The following is a 21,333-nucleotide window of genomic DNA, read 5'->3' as shown; positions in this document are numbered from 1 at the left end:
ACTTCAGTACGCTCCGGTTGCTGTGCGCTGGCAGCACTGAAACTGGCTGCGACGTTGACGCCTCTAAATTTGTGCTGTGTGTTTCCGGCTTCGCTTATCGCGTCTATCATTCCGGAAATCACTGAACCAGAATGCTGTTTTTAACGTACTTGCAGTTCTGATCCCGTTAAAATCTTATTTTTTCGCTAATGCCTGGCTTAAAGCCCAGAATTCACGGCGTTCGACGGCGCTTAGGCCTTCAGTTCGCTCGCGTGCGATCAGCGCTTCAAGGCGCTGTTCGAGTGCGGAATCGTAAATGCTCGCCAGTGAATCCTGGAACACTTCTTCCGCCTCTTCATCCACTATCATGTGGTTCCAGGTGGCCAGTGTTTCAAGGGGCTGGCTAAAATTTGTTCCGCGATATAACTCTAGTAGCTGTCCGGTGGTCAGGCCAGGATTCTCTGTACAACGGCTGACTAACTCCACAAATAGCGGTAAACCCGCCATTTTTGACTGCTCCAGTCCATCCAGTGTAGGCACGATGGAGGCAAATTGCGGATTCTGCACTAATAACGCGATCAATACGCGCATGGTGGTGCGCTTCAACGGTGGGGCAGTTGGCAGCACTCCGCTTTCTGCCAGCTTCGGCATCAGCTTGTCTAACTGGTTATCGTCAAGAATCCCGAGTTTATTACCCAAGGTTTGACGCATATAAATGCGCAGCGTTTCACCGGGAATTTGACTAATCAGCGGTAACGCCAAGGTCGCCAGCTTGGTCTTGCCATCGCGTGTACTCAAATCCACTTGCGGCATCAGGCTGTCGAACAAAAATGTGGAGAGCGGTGTAGCCTGCTCCATCCGCGCTTCAAAGGCTTCTTTGCCCTCTTTGCGTACCAGCGTGTCCGGATCCTCGCCATCGGGCAAAAACATAAAGCGTAGCTGACGACCATCATTCATGTAAGGCAATGCGGTTTCGAGCGTACGCCATGCTGCTTCACGTCCGGCGCGGTCACCGTCGTAACAGCAAATCACGGTATCCGTTGAGCGATAAAGCAGCTGAACGTGTTCAGCGGTGGTCGACGTGCCCAACGAAGCTACGGCATAATCGATGCCAAACTGCGCCAGCGCCACCACGTCCATATAACCTTCGACAACCAGCAAACGCGCGGGTTGCGGATGATTTTTTTGCGCTTCATAAAGCCCGTATAACTGGCGGCCTTTATGGAAAATCGGTGTTTCCGGTGAGTTCAGATACTTCGGCGTATCGTTGCCCAGCACGCGGCCACCAAAACCAATCACGCGGCCACGCTTATCACGAATAGGGAACATCACACGATCGCGGAAGCGATCGTAGGTGCGGCCAGAGTCATTGCTGACCAACATGCCCGCTTCCATCAGCGATTCGCGATCGTCTTTCTGCTGCCCAAAGCGCTTCAGAGCATTATCCCAACCCGCAGGCGCATAGCCGATAGCGAAGTGATCGATCACTTCCTGACTAAGACCGCGCGTGGCGAGATAGTTCTGCGCAGATTGCGCTTGTGGATTACGCAGGCTCTGTTGATAGAAGCCGTTCAGGCCATCCAGCAACTGATAAAGACTTTGACGTTGATGGCGCTCCATCTGGCTAGGACCGTTGCCCGCTTCATACGGCACTTCTAAGCCATGAAGCGTGGCGAGCTCCTCAACGCTCTCAACAAATTCCAGACGATCGTGATTCATCAGGAAGTCGATGGCGTTGCCTTTGGCGCCACAGCCGAAGCAGTAATAGAACTGCTTCTCACCGCTTACGGTGAAAGAGGGGGTTTTCTCGTTATGAAAAGGACAGCACGCGTGATAGTTCTTACCCTGCTTTTTCAGCTTAACGCGGGCATCGATAATATCCACGATGTCCGTGCGGGCAAGTAAGTCGTTGATAAATATGCGTGGAATTCGTCCAGCCATAAGCCCCGATTTTTCAGCTCATAAACGACAACAAGCCGCGCTTCCTTTCGGAAAGCACGGCCTTTTACTTGACTCTGTCTGCGTTTATCACGCGGCGGAAGCAAGCTTCCGCAAGAAATTAGTACAGACGAGTGCGGCGTGCGTTTTCGCGAGCCAGTTTCTTGGCATGACGCTTAACTGCAGATGCTTTAGCGCGCTTACGCTCAGTGGTAGGCTTCTCGTAGAACTCACGGCTACGAACTTCTGCCAAAACACCTGCTTTCTCGCATGAACGCTTAAAGCGACGCAGTGCTACGTCGAACGGCTCGTTTTCACGTACTTTAATTACCGGCATGTAACTCTTACCTCGATAAAATTCGGTTTTTGCTGCTGACTGCGGCGCCAGCACATTTCAAAATGGTGCAGCATTTTACTCCAGCCGCGGCCGACTTGTAAAGCACCATGTATAATTTAGAACCAACAGGGGCATATGCCATCGCGGCTGCCGGTTTTTTCAGGCCGTGGAGTATAGCGCACTCTTTGTGCGACAGAAAAACACTTTTTCAGGGGCAAAGTCTCTGGCGTGAGAATTGCCTGTGTTACACTGCGCGCCGCACGAAGAGGGTGATAAAAGCTATGCGAGTTCTGGGTATTGAAACGTCCTGCGATGAAACCGGCATCGCGATTTACGACGATGCGTCCGGTCTGCTGGCAAATCAACTATATAGCCAGGTGAAACTGCATGCCGATTACGGCGGCGTGGTGCCGGAACTGGCATCGCGTGACCACGTACGTAAAACCGTGCCGCTGATTCAGGCGGCACTGAAAGAAGCGGGCCTTGAGCCACAACAGATTGACGGCGTCGCCTACACCGCCGGGCCCGGATTGGTGGGCGCGCTGCTGGTTGGCGCCACCATTGGCCGTGCGTTGGCGTTCGCCTGGAAGGTGCCGGCGGTGCCGGTGCATCATATGGAAGGGCATCTTCTGGCGCCGATGCTGGAAGAGAATCCGCCGGAATTCCCGTTTGTCGCGCTGCTGGTTTCCGGTGGGCATACGCAATTGATCAGCGTAACCGGTATCGGTGAATACACCTTACTGGGCGAATCGATTGACGATGCGGCAGGCGAAGCGTTCGATAAAACCGCCAAGCTGCTGGGGCTGGATTATCCCGGCGGACCGATGCTGTCGCGTATGGCGCAGCAGGGCACGCCAAACCGTTTCCGCTTCCCGCGGCCAATGACCGATCGTCCGGGATTGGATTTCAGCTTCTCCGGCCTGAAAACCTTTGCGGCGAATACCATTCGCGAGCATCAGGGCGACGAGCAAGCTCGCGCGGATATCGCCCGCGCATTTGAAGATGCGGTGGTGGATACCTTAATGATTAAGTGCAAACGCGCGCTTGAGCAAACCGGCTTCAAACGTTTGGTGATTGCGGGTGGCGTCAGCGCTAACCGCACGCTGCGTGAGCGCATGGCCGAGATGATGCAAAAGCGTGGTGGCGAAGTGTTTTACGCGCGCCCTGAGTTTTGCACCGATAACGGCGCGATGATTGCTTACGCGGGCATGGTGCGTCTCAAAGGCGGCACCAGCGGTGGACTCGGCGTCAGCGTGCGGCCGCGTTGGCCGCTGGCAGAATTGCCCGCCATTTAAAACCAAAAAACCGGCCTCGCGCCGGTTTTTTTATTTCTTCTTTTTCCGCTTCCAGATCTTATTTTCCTGGCCGCGCCACAGGCGCTGGATGTTGTCGTGGTGCCGCAACAGAATCAGACACGAGAGCATCGAAACGGGGAAAGTAAATTGCGGTTTGAACCACCACACGTAAAACGGTGCGATCAGCGCGCTGACAATCGCGCCAAGTGACGAATAGCCGCTAAGCAGCACCGTCAGCAGCCAGGTTCCGGTCATCAGTCCCGTCAAATCCCAGCCAATCGGCGCAATCGCACCAAAGGCCGTCGCCACGCCTTTACCGCCGCGAAAACGAAAGAACACCGGATAGATGTGGCCCAGACAGGCGGCAATCGCCGTGAGGCCAAGATAGAGCGGGGCAACGTGCAGCAGATAAGCAATCCACACCGGCAGCATGCCTTTTGCCACGTCGAAAATCAGCACCGCCGCAGCGGCGGCTTTGCCACCAATGCGCAAAACGTTGGTCGCGCCAGGATTGCCTGAGCCTTGCGAGCGCGGATCGGGTAAACCAGCCAGTTTACAGACCAATATCGCACTGGAAATCGAGCCGCAAAGATACGCGAAAATAATCATACCAAGCGCGATAGCACTCATAGCGTCGTACCGTTCCTTTTGGGTCGTTTTGTTCTCGATAAGCGTGGATAATACGCATAATCCGCCGGAAGTGGTATCCGGCTTAGCCAAAAACAGAGACTGACATCATGGATATCGTATTTATCGAGCAGCTTACCGTGTTCACAACTATTGGCGTTTACGACTGGGAACAGGGCATGCAGCAGAAGCTGGTGCTCGATGTCGAAATGGCGTGGGACAACCGTCACGCCGCCGCCAGCGACGATGTGAATGATTGTCTGAGCTATGCCGATGTCACGGAAGTGATCCTCAATCATCTGCAAGGCCAGCGTTTTGCCCTGGTCGAAAGGGTAGCAGAAGAAATCGCCGATCTGTTGATGAATCGTTTCAAAACCCCTGGAGTACGCATAAAGGTAGGAAAACCGGGCGCTGTAGCGCAGGCGGCCAGCGTTGGCGTACGTATTGAGCGCGGGACTATTCCGAAATAAATCTTCCGTGATTGCCATCACAATGAAACCAAACCAAATTATGGTGTGTCTCACTTGAGACCGTTGCGCTAACCAGCAGGAAGTGACCGAATTTCTTAAGGTTTCCTTCAGCGTGACGCAGGCATAATTTCAGGCGGTAGCCCTTTGCGACCGCCTTTTTACTGTTTAAAACGGATAGAGGAAATATTTTGATGGCAGACATTCACCAGCTTTGGGTAGCTGCAATCCTGGGGGTTGTAGAAGGCCTCACGGAATTCCTGCCGGTCTCTTCCACGGGCCACATGATTATTGTTGGCCATCTGTTGGGTTTTGAAGGCCAGACCGCTGAAACCTTCGAAGTGGTGATTCAGCTCGGTTCGATTCTGGCTGTGGTCGTGATGTTCTGGCGCCGCCTGTTTGGTTTGATCGGCATTCACTTCGGTGAGGTCAAACATGAAGGCGTGGGGACGGGCAAATTAACCCTGATTCATATTCTGTTAGGTATGGTGCCTGCGGTGGTGATTGGTTTGCTGCTGCACGACCAAATCAAAACGCTGTTTAACCCGATCAACGTGATGTATGCGCTGGTGGTCGGCGGTGTGCTGCTGCTGGTGGCGGAATACTTCAAGCCGAAGCAGCCGAAAGCGGTTGGCGTTGACGATATCACCTACCGTCAGGCATTTATGATTGGCTGCTTCCAGTGTCTGGCGCTGTGGCCGGGCTTCTCGCGCTCAGGTGCGACGATTTCTGGCGGTATGCTGATGGGCGTGAGCCGTTATGCGGCGTCAGAGTTCTCGTTCATTCTGGCGGTGCCGATGATGATTGGCGCCACCGGACTGGATCTCTACAAGAGCCTCGGCTTCCTGACGATGCAGGATTTCCCAATGTTTGCCGTCGGTTTTGTAACGGCTTTCGTCGTGGCGCTGCTGGCGATCAAGGTGTTCCTTGAGCTGATCAAGCGTATCTCGTTCGTCTCTTTCGCTATCTACCGCTTCATTGTTGCGGCCGTGGTTTACGCCATCTTTATGTAAGTTGCCCCGCGCGGCTGGTTACACTGGCCGCGCGTTAATCAATTCCGCCTGCAGCACCGCCACACGCCGACGCGTCAACTCTTCCCGCACTTCCGCCCCTTTAAAACCTGCTGCCACCACATCTTTGGTTGGCACCGCTTGCGCCAGCGCAAACGCCTGACGCAAATAGTCGCCTTGCGGATAAGCCATGCTTTCCAGACCCGCACGCCCGCGCGCATCCGCTTCGCTGGTCAGCGCCATCTTCTCCACACGATCGGGCTTGCGCCAGGCATCAATTCGATCAAAAAGCGCGATTAACGCGTCAGCTGGCTGGCGCTCAATGGTGTGCACCACGTCATGAAATTCGGTTACCACTAACGCCAAATCACGCACCTGATTCGGTACGCGCAGGCGCTGGCACAGCGCTTCAACAATCGGCACGCCCGCGAGGCCATGACCATGATGGCTCGGCCATTTTTCTGCTGGCGTCAGCGCCTTACCGACATCGTGGAACAGCGTAGCGAAACGCACATCAAGCTGATCCGAAAGCGCGGCGGACATCGCCAGCGTCATCAGCGCATGGATGCCGGTATCAATCTCGGGATGCCATTTGATCGGGGCCGGAATGCCATACAGGTTATCGATTTCCGGGAACAGCACCTGCAGCGCGCTGCAATCACGCAGCACCTGGAAATAGACCTGTGGATTGCGCGTCAGCAACGCTTTTTCCGTCTCTTTCCACACCCGTTCTGCGGTGAGATGTGCCAGTTCGCCGCTGACCGCCATTTCGCGCATCAGCGCCTGGGTTTCATCGGCAATACGGAAATTAAGATGGGCAAAACGGGCGGCGAAACGCGCCACGCGCAATACACGCAGCGGATCTTCATTAAAGGCGGCGGAAACATGGCGCAGCTGGCGTTTCGCCAGGTCGCGCTGACCGCCATAAGGATCAATCAGCTCGCCGCTGTCGCTTTGGGCGATGGCATTGATGGTGAGATCGCGGCGCTGCAGATCTTGCTCGAGCGTGACATCCGGCGCGAACTGCGTCACAAAGCCGGTGTAACCGTTGCCGCTTTTGCGTTCCGTACGCGCCAGCGCATACTCTTCTCGGCTTCGCGGATGCAAAAAAACCGGAAAATCCCGGCCAACCTGCTGATAACCTTCCGCCAGCATCGTATCTGGCGTCGCGCCTACAACAACCCAATCTCTATCTTTTACCTGCAAACGCAGTAAGGCATCGCGCACTGCGCCACCGACCAGAAACGTCTTCACTCAACCACTCCAGAGGCAGATCAAAAATTGCGTGCTGAACACGCTTGTTACTTGATTGTTGCATACTTTGGCTAAATATCGGGCACGCCAAAAAGGGCATCTTACGATCCCCTTAAATAAAAGAACAAATCTGCGTGGCGCGTTAGTTCATCCAGCGATCGTTTTTCTTACGACGCGGCACCATATGCGGCAGCAACAGACCTAATAGCAGACCAACGCCCAGCACGCCGCCGCCATACATAAACCACTGCATGATGATGGTGCGCTGCTTGTCATCCAGCTGCACATTGGCGGCGCTGACTTTCTTCTGCGCGACAATCAGCTCATTTTTCAGCTTCTGATTCTCGGCTTTCAGGCCATCAATGGTGCCGTCGCTGTTGGCGACTTTGTTCTGCATCTCAGAAGTGCGCTGATTCCAGCTGTTATCGATATTCGCCAGTTTGGCCGTCAGGTCTTTAACCTGCTGCTCCAGCTGTGGTACGCGGGTACGCAGGCTAGGACTGGCGCTCAGCTGCGAAAGTGGAATCCAGTTGGTTTTGCCTTCTGCATCACGAATCTGACCATATTGAGAGTCGTTATTGGTCTGCAGCAAAGTGACTTCCTCTCCGGCGTTCAGCTTACCGATCAGGCGATATTGATCGCCCGGACCGCTGCGCACCCAAGTGGATAATTCATCGGAGATGTAACGCTTTTCGTCAGCAGCATGAGCAGGTGTGATGGCGCTGAAAGCCAGCAAAGAAAGGGCAGCAAGTGTGATTTTTTTCATTCGATGTCGTTTTTTCTTAATGGCGTAAAATTACCGGCACAGTCTGGAGACGCTTCTCAAAAATCTGAATGAGAACTATCCTGGTCTCAATCCGGTGCGAAAAGGGTCGTAAAAGCACAAGAAAGCGGAGACAGCGGGCTTCCGGTGCATTACTCTTCGCCAGATTAAACTCGTAAGTGCCAGCAGCGTATTGAATAAAAAATTATGACCATCGAAATCGAATTAAAGTTCATTGCTACACCGCAAGCCGCCGAAAAACTGGCGGAAAATCTTGCCGCGTGGCCACATCAGCACTTCGCCGCGCGCGAGCTGACCAATATCTATTATGAAACCGATGACAACCAACTGCGTCGTTGGGACATGGGCCTGCGTATTCGTGGCGTTGACCAACGCTATGAAATGACGCTGAAAGCGGCCGGTAAAACCGTTGGCGGACTGCATCAGCGTCCGGAATACAATGTTGATCTCACTGAGCCGCAGCTCGATATCGCGCGCCTGCCAGCCGATATCTGGCCGCAGGACACCGATATCGCCGTACTGCAATCGCGCCTGCAGCCGCTGTTCAGCACTCATTTTCAGCGTGAGGCCTGGCTGGTGCAATTTGGCGACAGCGAAATTGAAGTGGCATTTGACCGCGGCGAAGTGGCTGCCGGTGAATTCAGCGAACCGCTTTATGAAGTCGAGCTGGAGCTCAAAAGTGGGCAACGCGATGACATGCTGAAGTTCGCTGAAGCGCTGATTGCGCAGGGCGGATTGCGCCTCGGCAGCCTGAGCAAAGCCGCGCGCGGCTACCAGTTGGCGCAGGGTAACTTACCGCGCCCCATCCGTACGTTGCCATTGCAGAAAATCGCCGCGAAAGCGTCGGTTGAGCAGGGCATGATCAACGCAATGACCGCGGCACTGAATCATTGGCAATATCACGAAGAAGTGTGGCTGCGTGGTAATAAAGATGCCAAAGCGGCGGTAATTGATGCGCTGGAAACGCTGCGCCAGGCGTTCTCACTGTTTGGTGCGTTGGTACCACGCAAAGCCAGCAGCGATCTGCGTCAGAAATTAACCCGTCAGGAAGAGTTGCTGGCCGATGAAGAGAATAATGCTGAAGCCACTTGCTTCTCGTTGACCTCCGTTGAAGCCCAGTTAGCGCTTACTCACTGGCTGGTTGAGTCTCAATGGAAAAACTGGCTCGACGACAAGAGCAAAAGCAAGCTGCAGGGATCGTTCAAGCGCTTCAGCGATATTATGCTGAGTCGTATTGCCGCCGATCTCAGAGAAACTTTCGTTGATGTACAACTGTTCAATGAGTTCCAGGATAAAGCGACGCGCCTGAATCGCCAACTGCTGGCGGTGAACCTGCTGGCGGGTGCTTATCCGGCCGAAGAGGTGAATGTTTGGCTGGACGGTTGGCTGGAGTTACAGCATGCGATTCGAGAGAAGCAGGAACGTGGCTTAATGCATCTGGTTAACCTGGCCGTGCGCCCCGCACCTTTCTGGCTCAATAGCGGAATCAAACGCTAACGAAAAATCCAATCAGGGAGAGAAGATGTTGTTACCGTTACCGGCGCTCATGCAGGCGCAGTTGGCTAATGTGGCAGAGCGACTTAATTTGCCACCCTCAGTGTTCACGCCAGAACAGGCGGGTGCGCTGACCTTTAGTGACTTTATCCTCGATAACCTGCATCAGCATCCCGAATGGTGGCAGCATCTGCAACAGCAAGCGCCTGCCCCCGATGAGTGGCAAAACTATGCCAGCTGGCTGAACGATGCACTGCAAACGGTTAATAATGAAACCTCCCTTATGCGTGAACTGCGTTTGTTCCGTCGTCATATGCTGGTGCGCATCGCCTGGATGCAGGCGCTGCAACACTCCACTACCGAACAAAGTTTGCAGCAACTCAGCACGCTGGCAGAGATCCTCATCGCTGCCGCGCGCGACTGGGTTTGGCAGGATTGCAGCCGCGACTTTGGCACGCCATGCAATGAAGCCGTTGAAGCCCAACCGATGCTGATTCTCGGCATGGGTAAACTCGGCGGCTGCGAACTCAACTTCTCTTCTGATATCGATCTGATTTTTGCCTGGCCGGAAAACGGCGTTACTCAAGGTGGACGGCGCGAGCTCGACAATGCGCAATTCTTCACGCGCATGGGGCAGCGGCTGATCAAAGTGCTCGATCAACCAACAGTGGATGGATTTGTCTATCGCGTGGATATGCGCCTGCGTCCGTTCGGTGATAGCGGTCCGCTGGTGCTGAGTTTCGCGGCACTGGAAGATTATTATCAGGAGCAAGGCCGCGACTGGGAACGCTATGCGATGGTCAAAGCCCGGCTAATGGGCGACGACCACGGCCACTGGAGCCAGGAGTTGCAACAAATGCTGCGGCCGTTCGTCTATCGCCGCTATATCGATTTCAGCGTGATTCAATCGCTGCGTAACATGAAGGGCATGATCGCACGCGAGGTGCGTCGACGCGGTTTGAAAGACAACATTAAGCTCGGCGCCGGCGGCATTCGTGAAACGGAATTCATTGTGCAGGTGTTCCAGCTGATTCGCGGTGGACGTGAGCGCTCACTACAACTGCGATCATTGCTCCCTACGCTCAAAGCGATTGGCGAGCTGGCTTTGTTAAGCCAGCATCAGGTCGATCATCTACGTGAAGCCTATCTGTTCCTGCGTCGGCTGGAAAACCTGCTGCAAAGCATTAATGACGAGCAAACGCAAACGCTGCCAGAAAACGAACTTGATCGCCAGCGCTTAGCCTGGGCGATGGGCGTGGCAGACTGGAACGCGCTGATGGCACAGCTTGAGCTGCAAATGGCCGGTGTGCGCGCCATCTTTGACGAGCTGATTGGCGACGATGCTCCGGATGTCGACGATCAGCCGCAGTTGGCTGAATTTGCTGGCTTGTGGCAGGACGCGCTGGAAGAGAGTGATCTCATTCCGGTGGTGCCGCAGTTGGACGATGCGCAGCGTCACGCGCTTTACAATGCGTTGAATAACTTCCGCCAGGATGTGAGCCGCCGTACCATTGGTCCGCGCGGTCGTCTGGCGCTCGACCAGTTGATGCCGCGTCTGCTCAGTGAAGTTTGTCCACGCGAAGACGCTGATGTGTTGCTGAATCGTCTGACGCCGCTGTTGCTGGGCGTGCTGACGCGCAGCACTTATCTGGAATTACTCACCGAATATCATGGCGCGCTGCGTCATCTAATTCGTCTGTGTGCCGCATCACCGATGGTTGCCAGCCAGCTGGCGCGCTATCCGCTGCTGCTGGATGAACTACTCGATCCCGCAACGTTGTATCAACCAACCGCGACCGACGCTTACCGCGACGAACTGCGCCAATATCTGCTGCGTATTCCCACTGATGACGAAGAGCAGCAACTGGAAGCATTGCGCCAGTTTAAACAGGCTCAGCATCTGCGCATCGCCGCTGCTGATATTGCTGAAACGCTGCCCGTGATGAAAGTGAGCGATCACTTAACCTGGCTGGCAGAAGCGATTATCGAATCCGTGGTGCAGCAAGCCTGGCAGATGATGGTGCAGCGATATGGTCGCCCATCGCATCTCACCAGCGACAATGAGCGCGGTTTTGCGGTTGTCGGTTACGGCAAGCTCGGTGGTTGGGAGCTGGGTTACAGCTCTGATCTTGATTTGGTATTCCTGCATGATTGTCCGGATGATGCGGAAACCGATGGCGAGCGCGTCATTGATGGTCGCCAGTTCTATCTGCGCCTGGCGCAGCGTGTAATGCATCTGTTTAGCACGCGCACGTCGTCCGGCATTTTGTATGAAGTGGATGCGCGTCTGCGTCCTTCTGGCGCGGCGGGTATGCTGGTCAGTACTTTTTCCGCTTTCAACGAATACCAGCGCAGCGAAGCATGGACCTGGGAACATCAGGCGCTGGTGCGCGCGCGCATCGTGTTTGGCGAACCTGCGCTCTGTGAACGCTTTGATGAAATCCGCCGTAACGTTCTTTGCCTGCCGCGAGACGTTGAGACGTTGCAAAAAGAAGTGCGTGAAATGCGCGAAAAAATGCGGGCGCATCTCAGCAACAAACAGAAAGGTCGCTGGGAAATTAAGACCGATGAGGGCGGTATCACCGACATTGAATTCATCGCGCAATACCTTGTCTTAAGCTACGCGGCCGATCAGCCAGCGTTGACGCGTTGGTCGGATAATGTCCGCATTTTCGAATTGATGGCGCGTCATGACATTATGCCGGATGAAGAGGCGCAGGCTTTGACGCATGCGTACGTCACGCTGCGTGATGCGCTGCACCATCTGGCATTGCAGGAATTACCGGGCCATGTGGCGCCTGAAGCCTTTGTCGCTGAACGCGCGGTGGTCAACAACAGTTGGCAGCGTTGGTTAAGCGGTATCCAATCTGACAGCGCGGAACAGTGAGCCTGATGGCTTATGTGGTAATATCCCGCGCATTATTTTGACCGTGTTGGAGTCTCTGAATGAAAGTAACACTGCCCACTTTTGGCAAGGCCACTGTGCTAGTCGTCGGCGATGTGATGTTAGATCGCTATTGGTATGGCCCAACCAGCCGTATTTCCCCGGAAGCGCCGGTGCCGGTGGTGAAAGTGGATACCATTGAAGAGCGTCCAGGCGGCGCGGCAAACGTCGCCATGAACATTGCTGCGCTCGGTGCAGCATCACGGCTGATTGGCTTGACCGGCGCCGATGATGCCGCGCGCGTGTTAAGCGAAACCCTGCAAAAGGTCAACGTCGACTGTGATTTTGTGGCGGTACAAAGCCATCCAACCATCACCAAATTGCGCGTGCTTTCGCGCAATCAGCAGCTGATTCGCCTCGATTTCGAAGAGGGTTTTGAGGAGATTGATCCGCAGCCGATTCACGATCGTATGCGTCAATCGCTGACGCAAGCGGGTGCGCTGGTGCTGTCTGACTACGCCAAAGGCGCGCTGAACAGCGTTCAGACCATGATTCAACTGGCGCGTGAAGCTAAAGTGCCGGTACTGATTGATCCTAAAGGCACTGATTTTGAACGTTATCGCGGTGCAACGCTGCTGACACCGAATTTGTCTGAATTCGAAGCGGTTGTGGGTAAATGCAAAACCGTGGAAGAGATTGTTAGCCGTGGCATGCAGTTAATCGCGGATTATGAGCTCTCCGCGCTGCTGGTAACCCGATCGGAAAACGGTATGACGCTGCTGCAGCCGGGCAAAGCGCCGCTGCATCTGCCTACGCAGGCACAGGAAGTCTATGACGTGACAGGTGCGGGCGATACGGTGATTGGCGTACTGGCCGCGGTGCTGGCGGCTGGCGACAGCCTGGAAGAAGCCTGTTTCCTTGCAAACGCTGCAGCTGGCGTGGTCGTCGGTAAGCTGGGTACTTCCACTGTCAGCACTGTTGAGCTGGAAAATGCCATTCACGCCCGTCCGGAAACGGGATTTGGTGTGATGACCGAAGCGGAGCTGAAAGCCGCTGTTGCGTTGGCGCGTCAGCGTGGTGAGAAAGTGGTAATGACCAACGGCGTGTTTGACATCCTGCACGCTGGCCATGTTTCTTATCTGGCAAACGCGCGCAAGCTGGGCGACCGCCTGATTGTGGCCGTTAACAGTGATGCCTCGACTAAGCGTCTGAAAGGCGAAACGCGTCCAGTCAATCCGCAAGAAAACCGCATGATTGTACTGGGTGCGCTGGAAGCGGTGGATTGGGTGGTGCTGTTTGAAGAGGACACGCCACAACGTCTGATTGCTGGAGTGCTGCCGGATCTGCTGGTAAAAGGCGGCGACTACAAGCCGGAAGACATCGCGGGTAGCAAAGAAGTGTGGGCGAACGGTGGTGACGTGCGCGTATTGAACTTCGAAGATGGCATCTCAACCAGCAACATCATCAAAACGATTCGCAGTCATTAAGTGTGAATGGGCGGGAGGAAAACTCCCGCCCATTCGCAGTCATTAAGTGTGAATGGGCGGGAGGAAAACTCCCGCCCATTAGCTTACTGTGGAGTATCAATTTTCCCTGCGGGATCTGGCGTGACGATCGCCGGCGCGGGTGCTGCTGGACTTTCACTTTCTAACTTCGCCAGGCGCTGTTCCAGCGCAGCTAATTTCTCGCGCGTGCGCAGCAGAACCTGCGTCTGCACATCAAACTCTTCACGGTTAACCAGGTCCATGCGCGTCAACTGCGCCTGCAATACCTGACGGATTTTCTTTTCGACATCATCGCCAAAATCGCGAATCCCTTTCGGCATAGCTTCATGTACCTGGCGAGCCAGTTGTTCAATTTTTTTCGTGTCGATCATGATTATTTCCTGATTACGGTGGCCGATAGCTGCGCGTGTTCGGACTCAATAGCTATTAAGTGTAATGCCTGAAACGAAAAGGTTAAACCTGAAATCCGCAACGCAGGAAATGCAAAAGCATTTGCACTTTTGTCGATTGCCCGACCAGATGATTGGCGTTATAGTTTGTTCGCTTATTCTCAGGGCGGGGCGAAATTCCCCACCGGCGGTAAATCAGCTCTAGCTGAAAGCCCGCGAGCGCTCTCACAGCAATGTGAAAGGTCAGCAGATCCGGTGTAATTCCGGAGCCGACGGTTAGAGTCCGGATGGGAGAGGGTAACGACATCAGCCGGGCTTTGCCCGCGTCACGTTTTTGCCATGTGTTTTGTACGCACTCCTAAGCACGCCCTGGTTCTGGTAACTCATATTTTATAAGGTTTTTTTACCATGAATCAGACGCTTTTTTCTGAATTTGGCACGCCTGAACAGCGTGTAGAGCGCGCCATTGATGCGCTGCGCAACGGCCGCGGTGTAATGGTGCTCGACGATGAAAATCGTGAAAACGAAGGTGACATGATCTTCCCGGCAGAAACCATGACCGTTGAACAGATGGCATTAACCATCCGTCACGGCAGCGGTATTGTGTGTCTCTGCATCACCGAAGAGCGCCGCCAGCAGCTTGAGCTGCCAATGATGGTGGAAACTAACACCAGCGCTTACGGCACCGGTTTTACAGTGACGATCGAAGCTGCAAGCGGTGTGACCACCGGCGTTTCTGCTGCCGATCGCATTACCACTATTCGCGCGGCGGTGGCTGATGGCGCTAAGCCTTCAGACCTTAACCGTCCGGGCCATGTGTTCCCGCTGCGTGCGCGTGAAGGCGGCGTTCTGTCGCGTGGTGGACACACCGAAGCAACTATCGATCTGGTGACTCTGGCAGGGTTCAAACCGGCAGGTGTACTGTGCGAATTAACCAATGATGATGGCAGCATGGCGCACGCGCCAGAAGCGATCGTGTTTGCTAAGCAACATGATATGGCGGTCGTTACCATCGAAGATTTGGTGGCTTATCGCCGTCAGCGTGAAACGCGTCACGCCAGCTAACTGAATAGATATATAAGAAAGAGGCCGGATAGATATCTATCCGGCCTCTTTTTTTGTTTTAGCGATTGGCATAAAACACGTGATTGCCAATTACCACTGTACGTTGAAAGGCATGACGCCAGGCCGGTTTGACGCTATGTGCATGGAAAAAGGTTGCGCCTTGAGTTACGTCCTGTAATTCCCCTTCAACGATCTTCTGTGCCAGCTTTCTGGCGCGTTGCCAGCTCTTATCTTCATGTGGTGGATACCGATAAGGATTCTTTTTGAGAGACGTCCAGGAGAACTGCTTAGGTGCATACACCACAGGACAGATCTCTTTGACATCCCAGTTGGCCCGATTCATCGTCACGGTGCCAACCGCTATTTGTCCCTTAATCGGTTCGCCACGCGCCTCATGGTAGATATTCATCGCCAGGCACAGTATTGCTCCCTGAATTAACATAAATTCCAACTCATGTTTCTAAAACCGGGTGGAGTTTATGAAGTAGATTCACTGAATGTAACAAGACCGGTCTCGCTCGGTCTTAGGTGCGGGCTATATCACTGATATCTAAAAGGTCCGCACGCAATATTGAGACCCATCTTGTCTCGAATTTCCCCACCCAATATCATTCAAATTCCCTGACAGAGATCATCATACTTATCAGCGTTAATCCCCCAGCGAAAGCGCGTATCGTAGCGGTTAACAAAGCTACACTTCGTCAGAGGATTAATCATGAGCACTAGACGCATGCCTGCGTTGTTCCTTGGTCACGGCAGCCCGATGAACGTACTGGAAGATAATCGTTATACCCAAACCTGGCAGCATTTGGGCGCAACGTTGCCGCGTCCACGTGCGATTCTCGCGGTTTCGGCGCACTGGTACACACGCGGTACGGCGGTGACGGCGATGAATAATCCACGCACTATCCATGATTTTGGTGGTTTCCCACAGGCACTATTTGATGTGCGCTATCCCGCGCCTGGATCGCCAGAACTGGCTCAGCAAGTGATTGATTTACTGGCACCGATCGCCATTCATGCCGATCAGGAGTGGGGTTTTGATCATGGTTCCTGGGGCGTGTTGGCAAAAATGTATCCCGATGCCGACATTCCGGTGGTGCAACTGAGTATTGACGGCACTAAACCTGCTGAATGGCACTTCGCATTGGGGCAAAAGCTGGCGTCATTGCGAGAGGAAGGTGTGATGATCGTGGCCAGCGGTAACGTGGTACACAATCTGCGTATGCTGCGCTGGCAGGGTGCGGAAACGGCGTATCCGTGGGCGGAGAGCTTTGATCAGTTTGTACGTGAGAATCTGGATTTTCAGGGCGAGGTGGCGGAGCACCCATTGGTGAACTTTATGCAGCATCCGGATGCACAGCTTTCAAACCCTACGCCGGAACACTATCTACCGCTGCTCTATATTCTTGGGGCGCGTGCTGCTGATGAAGCGATCAGCCTTCCCGTGGAAGGTATGGAGATGGGCGCGATCAGCATGATGTCGGTGCAGATTGGTTAATGCGCGTGGCCGCCCGAATATTACGGGCGGCACATCGTTTACTCAATAAAGGTATGCGGATAGAAGCGCGACAGATCCTGCGTGATCAATGCACGATCTTCACGTAAGCCGATACCGGCAGGTTGATCATCAATCAGCCAGCTACCGAACAACGTATAGCTGTCACCAAATTTCGGTAGCTGATAGAACTGCTGAATAATCATGCCTTCTTCGCCATACGGGCCATCGGCGCGGGCGATCTCCTGACCGTTCTCAATGATGCGAATATTGGCACCTTCGCGCGAAAACAGCGGTTTCATCACGTACTTATCCATCTGCGGCGCATTGTTATCATCGGCAAAATAAGCGGGCAGCAAGTTGGGATGATTAGGGAACATCTCCCACAGCAGCGGTAACAGCGCTTTATTGGAAATGATGCTTTTCCATGCCGGTTCCAGCCAACGCACGCCCGCGTCCGCCAGCTTAGTGGAGAACACTTCGCGCAGCATGAATTCCCACGGATAGAGCTTAAACAGATTGCTGATGACCTGGTCGTTTACGTCGGTAAACTGGCCTCTTTCACCCAATCCAATCTCGTCAATATAGAGAAACTCGCTCGGCAATCCGGCTTCGGTGGCGCAGTCCTGCAGATATTGCACCGTGGCGCGATCTTCCTCGGTATCACGACAGCAGGAGAAGTGCAGCCAGTTGAAACCGAACTGTTGATGCAGCGTGGCGAAGCGCTCGATCAGCTTCTCTTGCAGGCTGTTGAACTGGTCGCTGCCCTGCGGCAGGTTGCCCGCTTTAACCTGGTCTTCCAGCCATATCCACTGAAAGAAGGCTGCTTCATACAGCGAGGTTGGCGTGTCGGCGTTGTTTTCCAGCAGCTTGGCGTCACCTTTGCCATCCCATGCCAGATCGAGGCGCGAATAGAGCGAAGGCTGGCGCAACTTCCAGGAATCACGCACAAAGTCCCAGGTGTGCTTAGGAATACAGAAACGGGTGAGCAGCTCGTCACTGTTCACCACTTTTTCCACCGCCTGCAAACACATCTGGTGCAGTTCGGCGGTGGTATCCTCAAGCTGTTCAACCTGCGCTAGCGTGAATTGGTAGTACGCATCTTCACACCAGTAAGGTTCGCCATACATGGTGTGAAACTGGAAACCATACTCCGCGGCTTTTTCACGCCAGTCTGGACGTTCGGGGATTGCAATACGTTGCATGCTGCGGCTTAGCCTCCCAGCGAGCGGCTGCCGGTGCCAGAAGCACTGCTGCGCTGCATGGTGTTTTGTTTTGCCACGCTGTCACCAAAGCCGCCACGCGTAATGGTGGAAGTGGTCGCGGGTTTCGGCGCCATTGCTGTTTTCGGCACGTTGATGGTGCGGCCCGATGTGGCATTACCGTAGTTTTTACCCGCCGCATCAACAAATTTTCCGTTTGCCGGGCTGTTCGGATTTTTTGGCGAGAACAGTGGCTGCTGGGCAAAGCCTGCGCCGCCGCTCATCATACGTCCCATCATGTAACCGGCCATCAACGGCATCCAGAAGCTACCGCTTTGCTGAGCTTCAGCGTTGTTAGCGGTGGTGCCCACACCCGCTTGTGCAGGCGTTTGCTGGCACTGGTTCTCACCAAACTCAGCCACACAATCTTCACGCGTGGCGTATTTTGGCGCGGTACGTTCGGCTTCTTTCTTTGCGTTGTTATACGCAGTGGTACATTGCGCGCTCTGGCCTGGATTGGCTTTGGCGCAATCATCTGCGTTTTGATAGAGCGACACCGTTTCATCACTCTGTTCGCAGCCTGCCAGCATAAACACTGCGCTAACGGCAAAGGCGACTGGCGTTAAGTGGCGTGCCTGCCAGCTTTTACGAAAAGCGGCATGGCGAATATTTTTCGTCCGTTTCATTATTTTCATCCTGTGCCCAAAGGTGGGGTAAGGATAGGGGATGAGCGGTGGAAAATGAAGCGCGAAGCCAGATGGGGAAAGGATCTTTACGTAGCTATACGATTGAAGGCGAAAGGGGCCGCATACGGCCCCCTGGGGAATTAATTACCGAATGGATTTCCGCTGCTGCGTGTGGCAGCTGGACGGGCTTGTGCGGCGGCTGAAGGCGATGAAGCTTTCGGACCGTTATCCACACGCGCGGCCTGCTGGTTATTCTCCGGCGCCACCACTTCTGGTGTCGTGGTGATCTCTTTGCCCAGCGTGCTGTTCAGCTGCTGCAGATCCTGCTCGTTCAACGTACCCAGCGCATATTTGATATTCAGCTGGTTAATCAGGTAGCTATAACGCGCATCAGAAAGCTGCTGTTTAGCATTGAACAGCGTGGTAGTCGCATCCAGCACATCAACGATGGTACGCGTACCGACCTGATAACCGGCTTCCATCGCATCCAATGAGCTTTGTGCAGAGACAACTGCCTGCTTATAAGCATCGATGCTGCTGATAGAGGCATTCACGTTATTGAATGAAGAACGCACCGTCTGAACCGCGCTACGATGCGCGCCTTCCAGCTGTTCGCTGGCCGCGACATAGTTGTACTGCGCCTGTTTCACCTGCGAAGTCACCGAACCGCCGCTGTACAGTGGCATAGTGAAGCTCAGGCCAACCTGGTTAGAACCGGTGATGGAATCGGTGCTGCCAGCGCTCTGATTGGCTCGGCTGCCGCCATATTTGCTGTTCGACATACCGGTTGAGGCGGTCAAATCCAGCGTCGGCATGTGGCCGGTTTCGGCTGAACGAATCTGTTCACGTGCCAGATCCTGGCTCAGACGCGCAGAAAGCAAGGTCAGGTTGCGGCTCTCTGCTTCTTTCAGCAGGCTGGCAACGGCATCTGGACGCGCGGTTTTGAAACGATCGATATTCAGTGAAGCCAGCGACAGATAATCCATGCCGGTAATCTGACGCAGCGATTCCACCGCATTATCGAGGTTGTTACGTGCAGTCACTTCGTTGGCCAGCACGGTGTCATACTGAGCGCGGGCGTTCTGCACATCAGTGATCGCGACCAGACCCACGTTGAAGCGCTGAGTGGTTTGATCCAATTCGCGATAGATCGACTGTTTCTGTGCTTCGGTGTAAGAAAGCGTATCGATCGCTTTCAACACGTTGAAATAAGCCGTTGCACTGTTCAGGATCAGATCTTGCTGTGCCACCTGATAAGTGACGTCCTGAATACCGGCCTGTTTTTCCTGCAGCGACAGCGCACGCCATTTCGACATATCGAAAATAGTTTGAGTTAATTGCAGAGAGGCGCTGGTCGTGTTGGAATGAAGTCCGCTGCTGTCACGGTAGCCATTGTTATAAGTGTAATCTGCGCCCAAGCCTAACTGCGGCAATAAAGGACTACGCGCTTCATTGATTTTCTCAAATGCAGCGTCGCGGTTAGCGGCAGAAGATCGCAGATCGGGGTTGCTAAGGCGCGCCTGCTGATAGACCTGCAACAGGTTTTCTGCCTGGCTGGCAAGGCTGAATCCGCCCAGAGTCAGCCCAATAAAAAGTGGGAGCAGTTTTTTCATTTGCATTCCTTTTGTTGCAGCAAAATGCACTGGTAGTGCTGCAGGTAAGCCAAAAAAATAATCGCCGATTCTACAGAGGCGGCGTCAGAGATAAGTTGGCTGAACGTGCCTTCTTCCCCTAATTTACGTAAATAATTCAAAAAGAACCACTCGGACGGAGCGGTAGACTTGGCTTTTCTTTGCTCCATCCCAATCTGCATAAGGAATCAGACGATGGCGAGTGAAAAAAAATCCCCTGTGACTTTCACAAAAAACGATGTAGAAATTATTGCACGCGAAACGCGTTACGATGGTTTTTTTTCCATCGTCAGCTACCGTTTCCGCCACCGTCGTTTTAATGGCGAAATGAGTGGTGAGGTGGTGCGCGAAGTTTTTGAGCGCGGACACGCCGCCGTGCTGCTACCCTATGATCCCTTGCGTGATGAAGTGGTACTGATCGAACAGATCCGCATACCCGCTTTCGATTCCAGCCCAACGCCCTGGCTGCTGGAAATGGTGGCTGGCATCATCGAACCTGGCGAAACACCAGAAGATGTCGCACGACGTGAGGCGGTAGAAGAGGCTGGCCTTAAGGTTGGCCGCGTCAAACCGATAGTGAATTACTTAGCCAGCCCCGGCGGAACGTCTGAACGTTTGTCGGTGCTGGTAGGCGAAGTGGATGCCAGCCTGGCAGAGGGAAATCACGGGCTGGAGGAAGAGAATGAGGATATTCTTGTCCATGTGGTGAGCCGCGAACAGGCTTATCGCTGGGTGGAAGAGGGGATTATTGATAACGCGGCATCTGTCATCGCCTTGCAATGGCTGGCGTTGCACCATGAAAAACTACGAGAAGAGTGGAAGCTAAAATGAAACAGCGCTATACCCCTGACTTTCCCGAAATGATGCGTCTGTGCGAAACCAATTTCGCCCAGCTGCGTCGCCTGCTGCCGCGCAGTGACGAGGCAGGCGCATCGGTGATTTATCAGGTGAATGGCGCCAGCTATCAGCTCACCATCGAAGAATCGACGCGATACACCACGCTGGTGGAAGTGCGTCAGGTGGCGCCCGCGGTGAGTTACTGGAGCCTGCCTTCTATGTCGGTGCGGCTCTATCATGATGCGATGGTCGCTGAAGTGTGTTCCACTAAACAGATCTACCGATTTAAAGCGCGCTATGATTATCCTAATAAAAAACTGCATCAGCGCGATGAAAAACATCAGATTAACCAGTTCCTTGCGGATTGGTTGCGTTACTGCTTAGCGCACGGCGCTGTGGCAGTACCGGTTTGCTGATAGCGTAAAAAACGCAACGATGGCGTGGAGATTAA

General features: G+C 54.0%; 20 protein-coding genes and 1 riboswitch. Of the genes, 10 read left to right on the top strand and 10 right to left on the bottom strand.

Annotation, left to right across the window (positions count from 1 at the left end; all coding sequences use genetic code 11):
• Positions 1-174: 174 nt before the first annotated feature.
• Together dnaG and rpsU are read right to left on the bottom strand one after the other, a co-directional pair.
• Positions 175-1,920 (bottom strand): DNA primase, encoded by a 1,746-nt coding sequence (dnaG, locus tag K5Y30_RS10020; protein WP_222211231.1) that lies wholly within the window; start codon positions 1,918-1,920, stop codon positions 175-177.
• Between the two features lie 118 nt (positions 1,921-2,038).
• Positions 2,039-2,254 carry a 30S ribosomal protein S21 gene (rpsU, locus tag K5Y30_RS10015; RefSeq protein ID WP_008103436.1) on the bottom strand — a complete coding sequence of 72 codons (216 nt, stop codon included), beginning with the start codon at positions 2,252-2,254 and terminating at the stop codon, positions 2,039-2,041.
• A gap of 281 nt (positions 2,255-2,535) precedes the next feature.
• Here rpsU and tsaD point away from each other — a divergent pair, with 281 nt between their 5' ends.
• Positions 2,536-3,549: a tRNA (adenosine(37)-N6)-threonylcarbamoyltransferase complex transferase subunit TsaD gene (gene tsaD / locus K5Y30_RS10010; protein ID WP_176972198.1), complete on the top strand. Its 1,014-nt coding sequence runs from the start codon at positions 2,536-2,538 to the stop codon at positions 3,547-3,549.
• Between the two features lie 30 nt (positions 3,550-3,579).
• On the opposite strand, the gene plsY is transcribed toward tsaD, so the two are convergent.
• Positions 3,580-4,179, bottom strand: a complete 600-nt coding sequence (gene plsY, locus K5Y30_RS10005; RefSeq protein ID WP_061720459.1) for a glycerol-3-phosphate 1-O-acyltransferase PlsY — start codon at positions 4,177-4,179, stop codon at positions 3,580-3,582.
• Positions 4,180-4,286: 107 nt separating this feature from the next.
• On the opposite strand from plsY, the gene folB reads away from it, so the two are divergent.
• Together folB and bacA are read left to right on the top strand one after the other, a co-directional pair.
• The gene (gene folB / locus K5Y30_RS10000; protein WP_101762984.1) at positions 4,287-4,646 is read left to right on the top strand and encodes a bifunctional dihydroneopterin aldolase/7,8-dihydroneopterin epimerase; all 360 of its coding nucleotides are present in this window, start codon (positions 4,287-4,289) and stop codon (positions 4,644-4,646) included.
• Positions 4,647-4,837: 191 nt separating this feature from the next.
• Complete coding sequence (bacA, locus tag K5Y30_RS09995; RefSeq protein WP_101762986.1) at positions 4,838-5,656, top strand: undecaprenyl-diphosphate phosphatase; 819 nt, start codon at positions 4,838-4,840, stop codon at positions 5,654-5,656.
• Between the two features lie 18 nt (positions 5,657-5,674).
• On the opposite strand, the gene K5Y30_RS09990 is transcribed toward bacA, so the two are convergent.
• Together K5Y30_RS09990 and K5Y30_RS09985 are read right to left on the bottom strand one after the other, a co-directional pair.
• Positions 5,675-6,907 (bottom strand): multifunctional CCA addition/repair protein, encoded by a 1,233-nt coding sequence (locus tag K5Y30_RS09990; RefSeq protein ID WP_222211229.1) that lies wholly within the window; start codon positions 6,905-6,907, stop codon positions 5,675-5,677.
• 142 nt (positions 6,908-7,049) lie between these two features.
• Complete coding sequence (locus K5Y30_RS09985) at positions 7,050-7,673, bottom strand: TIGR04211 family SH3 domain-containing protein (RefSeq protein ID WP_101762988.1); 624 nt, start codon at positions 7,671-7,673, stop codon at positions 7,050-7,052.
• A 204-nt stretch (positions 7,674-7,877) separates the two neighbouring features.
• Between K5Y30_RS09985 and K5Y30_RS09980 the strand changes: the two genes are divergently transcribed.
• The 3 genes from K5Y30_RS09980 to hldE are packed head-to-tail and all read left to right on the top strand — an operon-like array spanning position 7,878 to position 13,556.
• A complete protein-coding gene (locus K5Y30_RS09980; RefSeq protein WP_222211227.1) occupies positions 7,878-9,188 on the top strand; it encodes an inorganic triphosphatase in 1,311 nt (436 codons plus the stop codon).
• 25 nt (positions 9,189-9,213) lie between these two features.
• On the top strand, positions 9,214-12,072 hold the full coding sequence (gene glnE, locus K5Y30_RS09975) for a bifunctional [glutamate--ammonia ligase]-adenylyl-L-tyrosine phosphorylase/[glutamate--ammonia-ligase] adenylyltransferase (RefSeq protein ID WP_222211225.1): 2,859 nt from the start codon (positions 9,214-9,216) through the stop codon (positions 12,070-12,072).
• 59 nt (positions 12,073-12,131) lie between these two features.
• Positions 12,132-13,556, top strand: a complete 1,425-nt coding sequence (gene hldE / locus K5Y30_RS09970) for a bifunctional D-glycero-beta-D-manno-heptose-7-phosphate kinase/D-glycero-beta-D-manno-heptose 1-phosphate adenylyltransferase HldE (RefSeq protein WP_222185383.1) — start codon at positions 12,132-12,134, stop codon at positions 13,554-13,556.
• An 83-nt stretch (positions 13,557-13,639) separates the two neighbouring features.
• Here hldE and K5Y30_RS09965 read toward each other — a convergent pair whose 3' ends face one another.
• Positions 13,640-13,945, bottom strand: coding sequence for an accessory factor UbiK family protein (locus K5Y30_RS09965; RefSeq protein ID WP_110867312.1), 306 nt, complete (start codon positions 13,943-13,945; stop codon positions 13,640-13,642).
• A 171-nt stretch (positions 13,946-14,116) separates the two neighbouring features.
• A riboswitch (FMN riboswitch) is annotated at positions 14,117-14,266 on the top strand.
• 105 nt (positions 14,267-14,371) lie between these two features.
• Between K5Y30_RS09965 and ribB the strand changes: the two genes are divergently transcribed.
• On the top strand, positions 14,372-15,028 hold the full coding sequence (gene ribB, locus K5Y30_RS09960; protein WP_222185384.1) for a 3,4-dihydroxy-2-butanone-4-phosphate synthase: 657 nt from the start codon (positions 14,372-14,374) through the stop codon (positions 15,026-15,028).
• A 58-nt stretch (positions 15,029-15,086) separates the two neighbouring features.
• On the opposite strand, the gene K5Y30_RS09955 is transcribed toward ribB, so the two are convergent.
• Positions 15,087-15,470, bottom strand: a complete 384-nt coding sequence (locus K5Y30_RS09955; protein WP_222185385.1) for a cell wall hydrolase — start codon at positions 15,468-15,470, stop codon at positions 15,087-15,089.
• Positions 15,471-15,743: 273 nt separating this feature from the next.
• Here K5Y30_RS09955 and ygiD point away from each other — a divergent pair, with 273 nt between their 5' ends.
• Positions 15,744-16,529 carry a 4,5-DOPA dioxygenase extradiol gene (ygiD, locus tag K5Y30_RS09950; protein ID WP_222185386.1) on the top strand — a complete coding sequence of 262 codons (786 nt, stop codon included), beginning with the start codon at positions 15,744-15,746 and terminating at the stop codon, positions 16,527-16,529.
• A 38-nt stretch (positions 16,530-16,567) separates the two neighbouring features.
• On the opposite strand, the gene K5Y30_RS09945 is transcribed toward ygiD, so the two are convergent.
• From K5Y30_RS09945 to tolC, 3 genes are all read right to left on the bottom strand, one after another.
• Positions 16,568-17,731: a glutathionylspermidine synthase family protein gene (locus K5Y30_RS09945; protein ID WP_222185387.1), complete on the bottom strand. Its 1,164-nt coding sequence runs from the start codon at positions 17,729-17,731 to the stop codon at positions 16,568-16,570.
• Positions 17,732-17,739: 8 nt separating this feature from the next.
• Positions 17,740-18,414, bottom strand: coding sequence for a DUF1190 family protein (locus tag K5Y30_RS09940; RefSeq protein WP_222185388.1), 675 nt, complete (start codon positions 18,412-18,414; stop codon positions 17,740-17,742).
• Positions 18,415-18,554: 140 nt separating this feature from the next.
• Positions 18,555-20,027 carry an outer membrane channel protein TolC gene (gene tolC / locus K5Y30_RS09935; protein WP_222185389.1) on the bottom strand — a complete coding sequence of 491 codons (1,473 nt, stop codon included), beginning with the start codon at positions 20,025-20,027 and terminating at the stop codon, positions 18,555-18,557.
• A gap of 213 nt (positions 20,028-20,240) precedes the next feature.
• Between tolC and nudF the strand changes: the two genes are divergently transcribed.
• Positions 20,241-20,876, top strand: a complete 636-nt coding sequence (gene nudF, locus K5Y30_RS09930) for an ADP-ribose diphosphatase (RefSeq protein WP_222185390.1) — start codon at positions 20,241-20,243, stop codon at positions 20,874-20,876.
• Positions 20,873-21,298, top strand: coding sequence for a DUF1249 family protein (locus tag K5Y30_RS09925; protein ID WP_222185391.1), 426 nt, complete (start codon positions 20,873-20,875; stop codon positions 21,296-21,298). Before nudF ends, K5Y30_RS09925 begins: the two co-directional genes overlap by 4 nt.
• Positions 21,299-21,333: the final 35 nt, after the last annotated feature.

Source organism: Pantoea sp. DY-5 (assembly GCF_019795955.1).
Classification (GTDB): domain Bacteria; phylum Pseudomonadota; class Gammaproteobacteria; order Enterobacterales; family Enterobacteriaceae; genus Pantoea; species Pantoea leporis.
The sequence above is the reverse complement of the archived record's forward strand: the minus strand, read 5'-3'. Positions and strand labels throughout refer to the sequence as shown.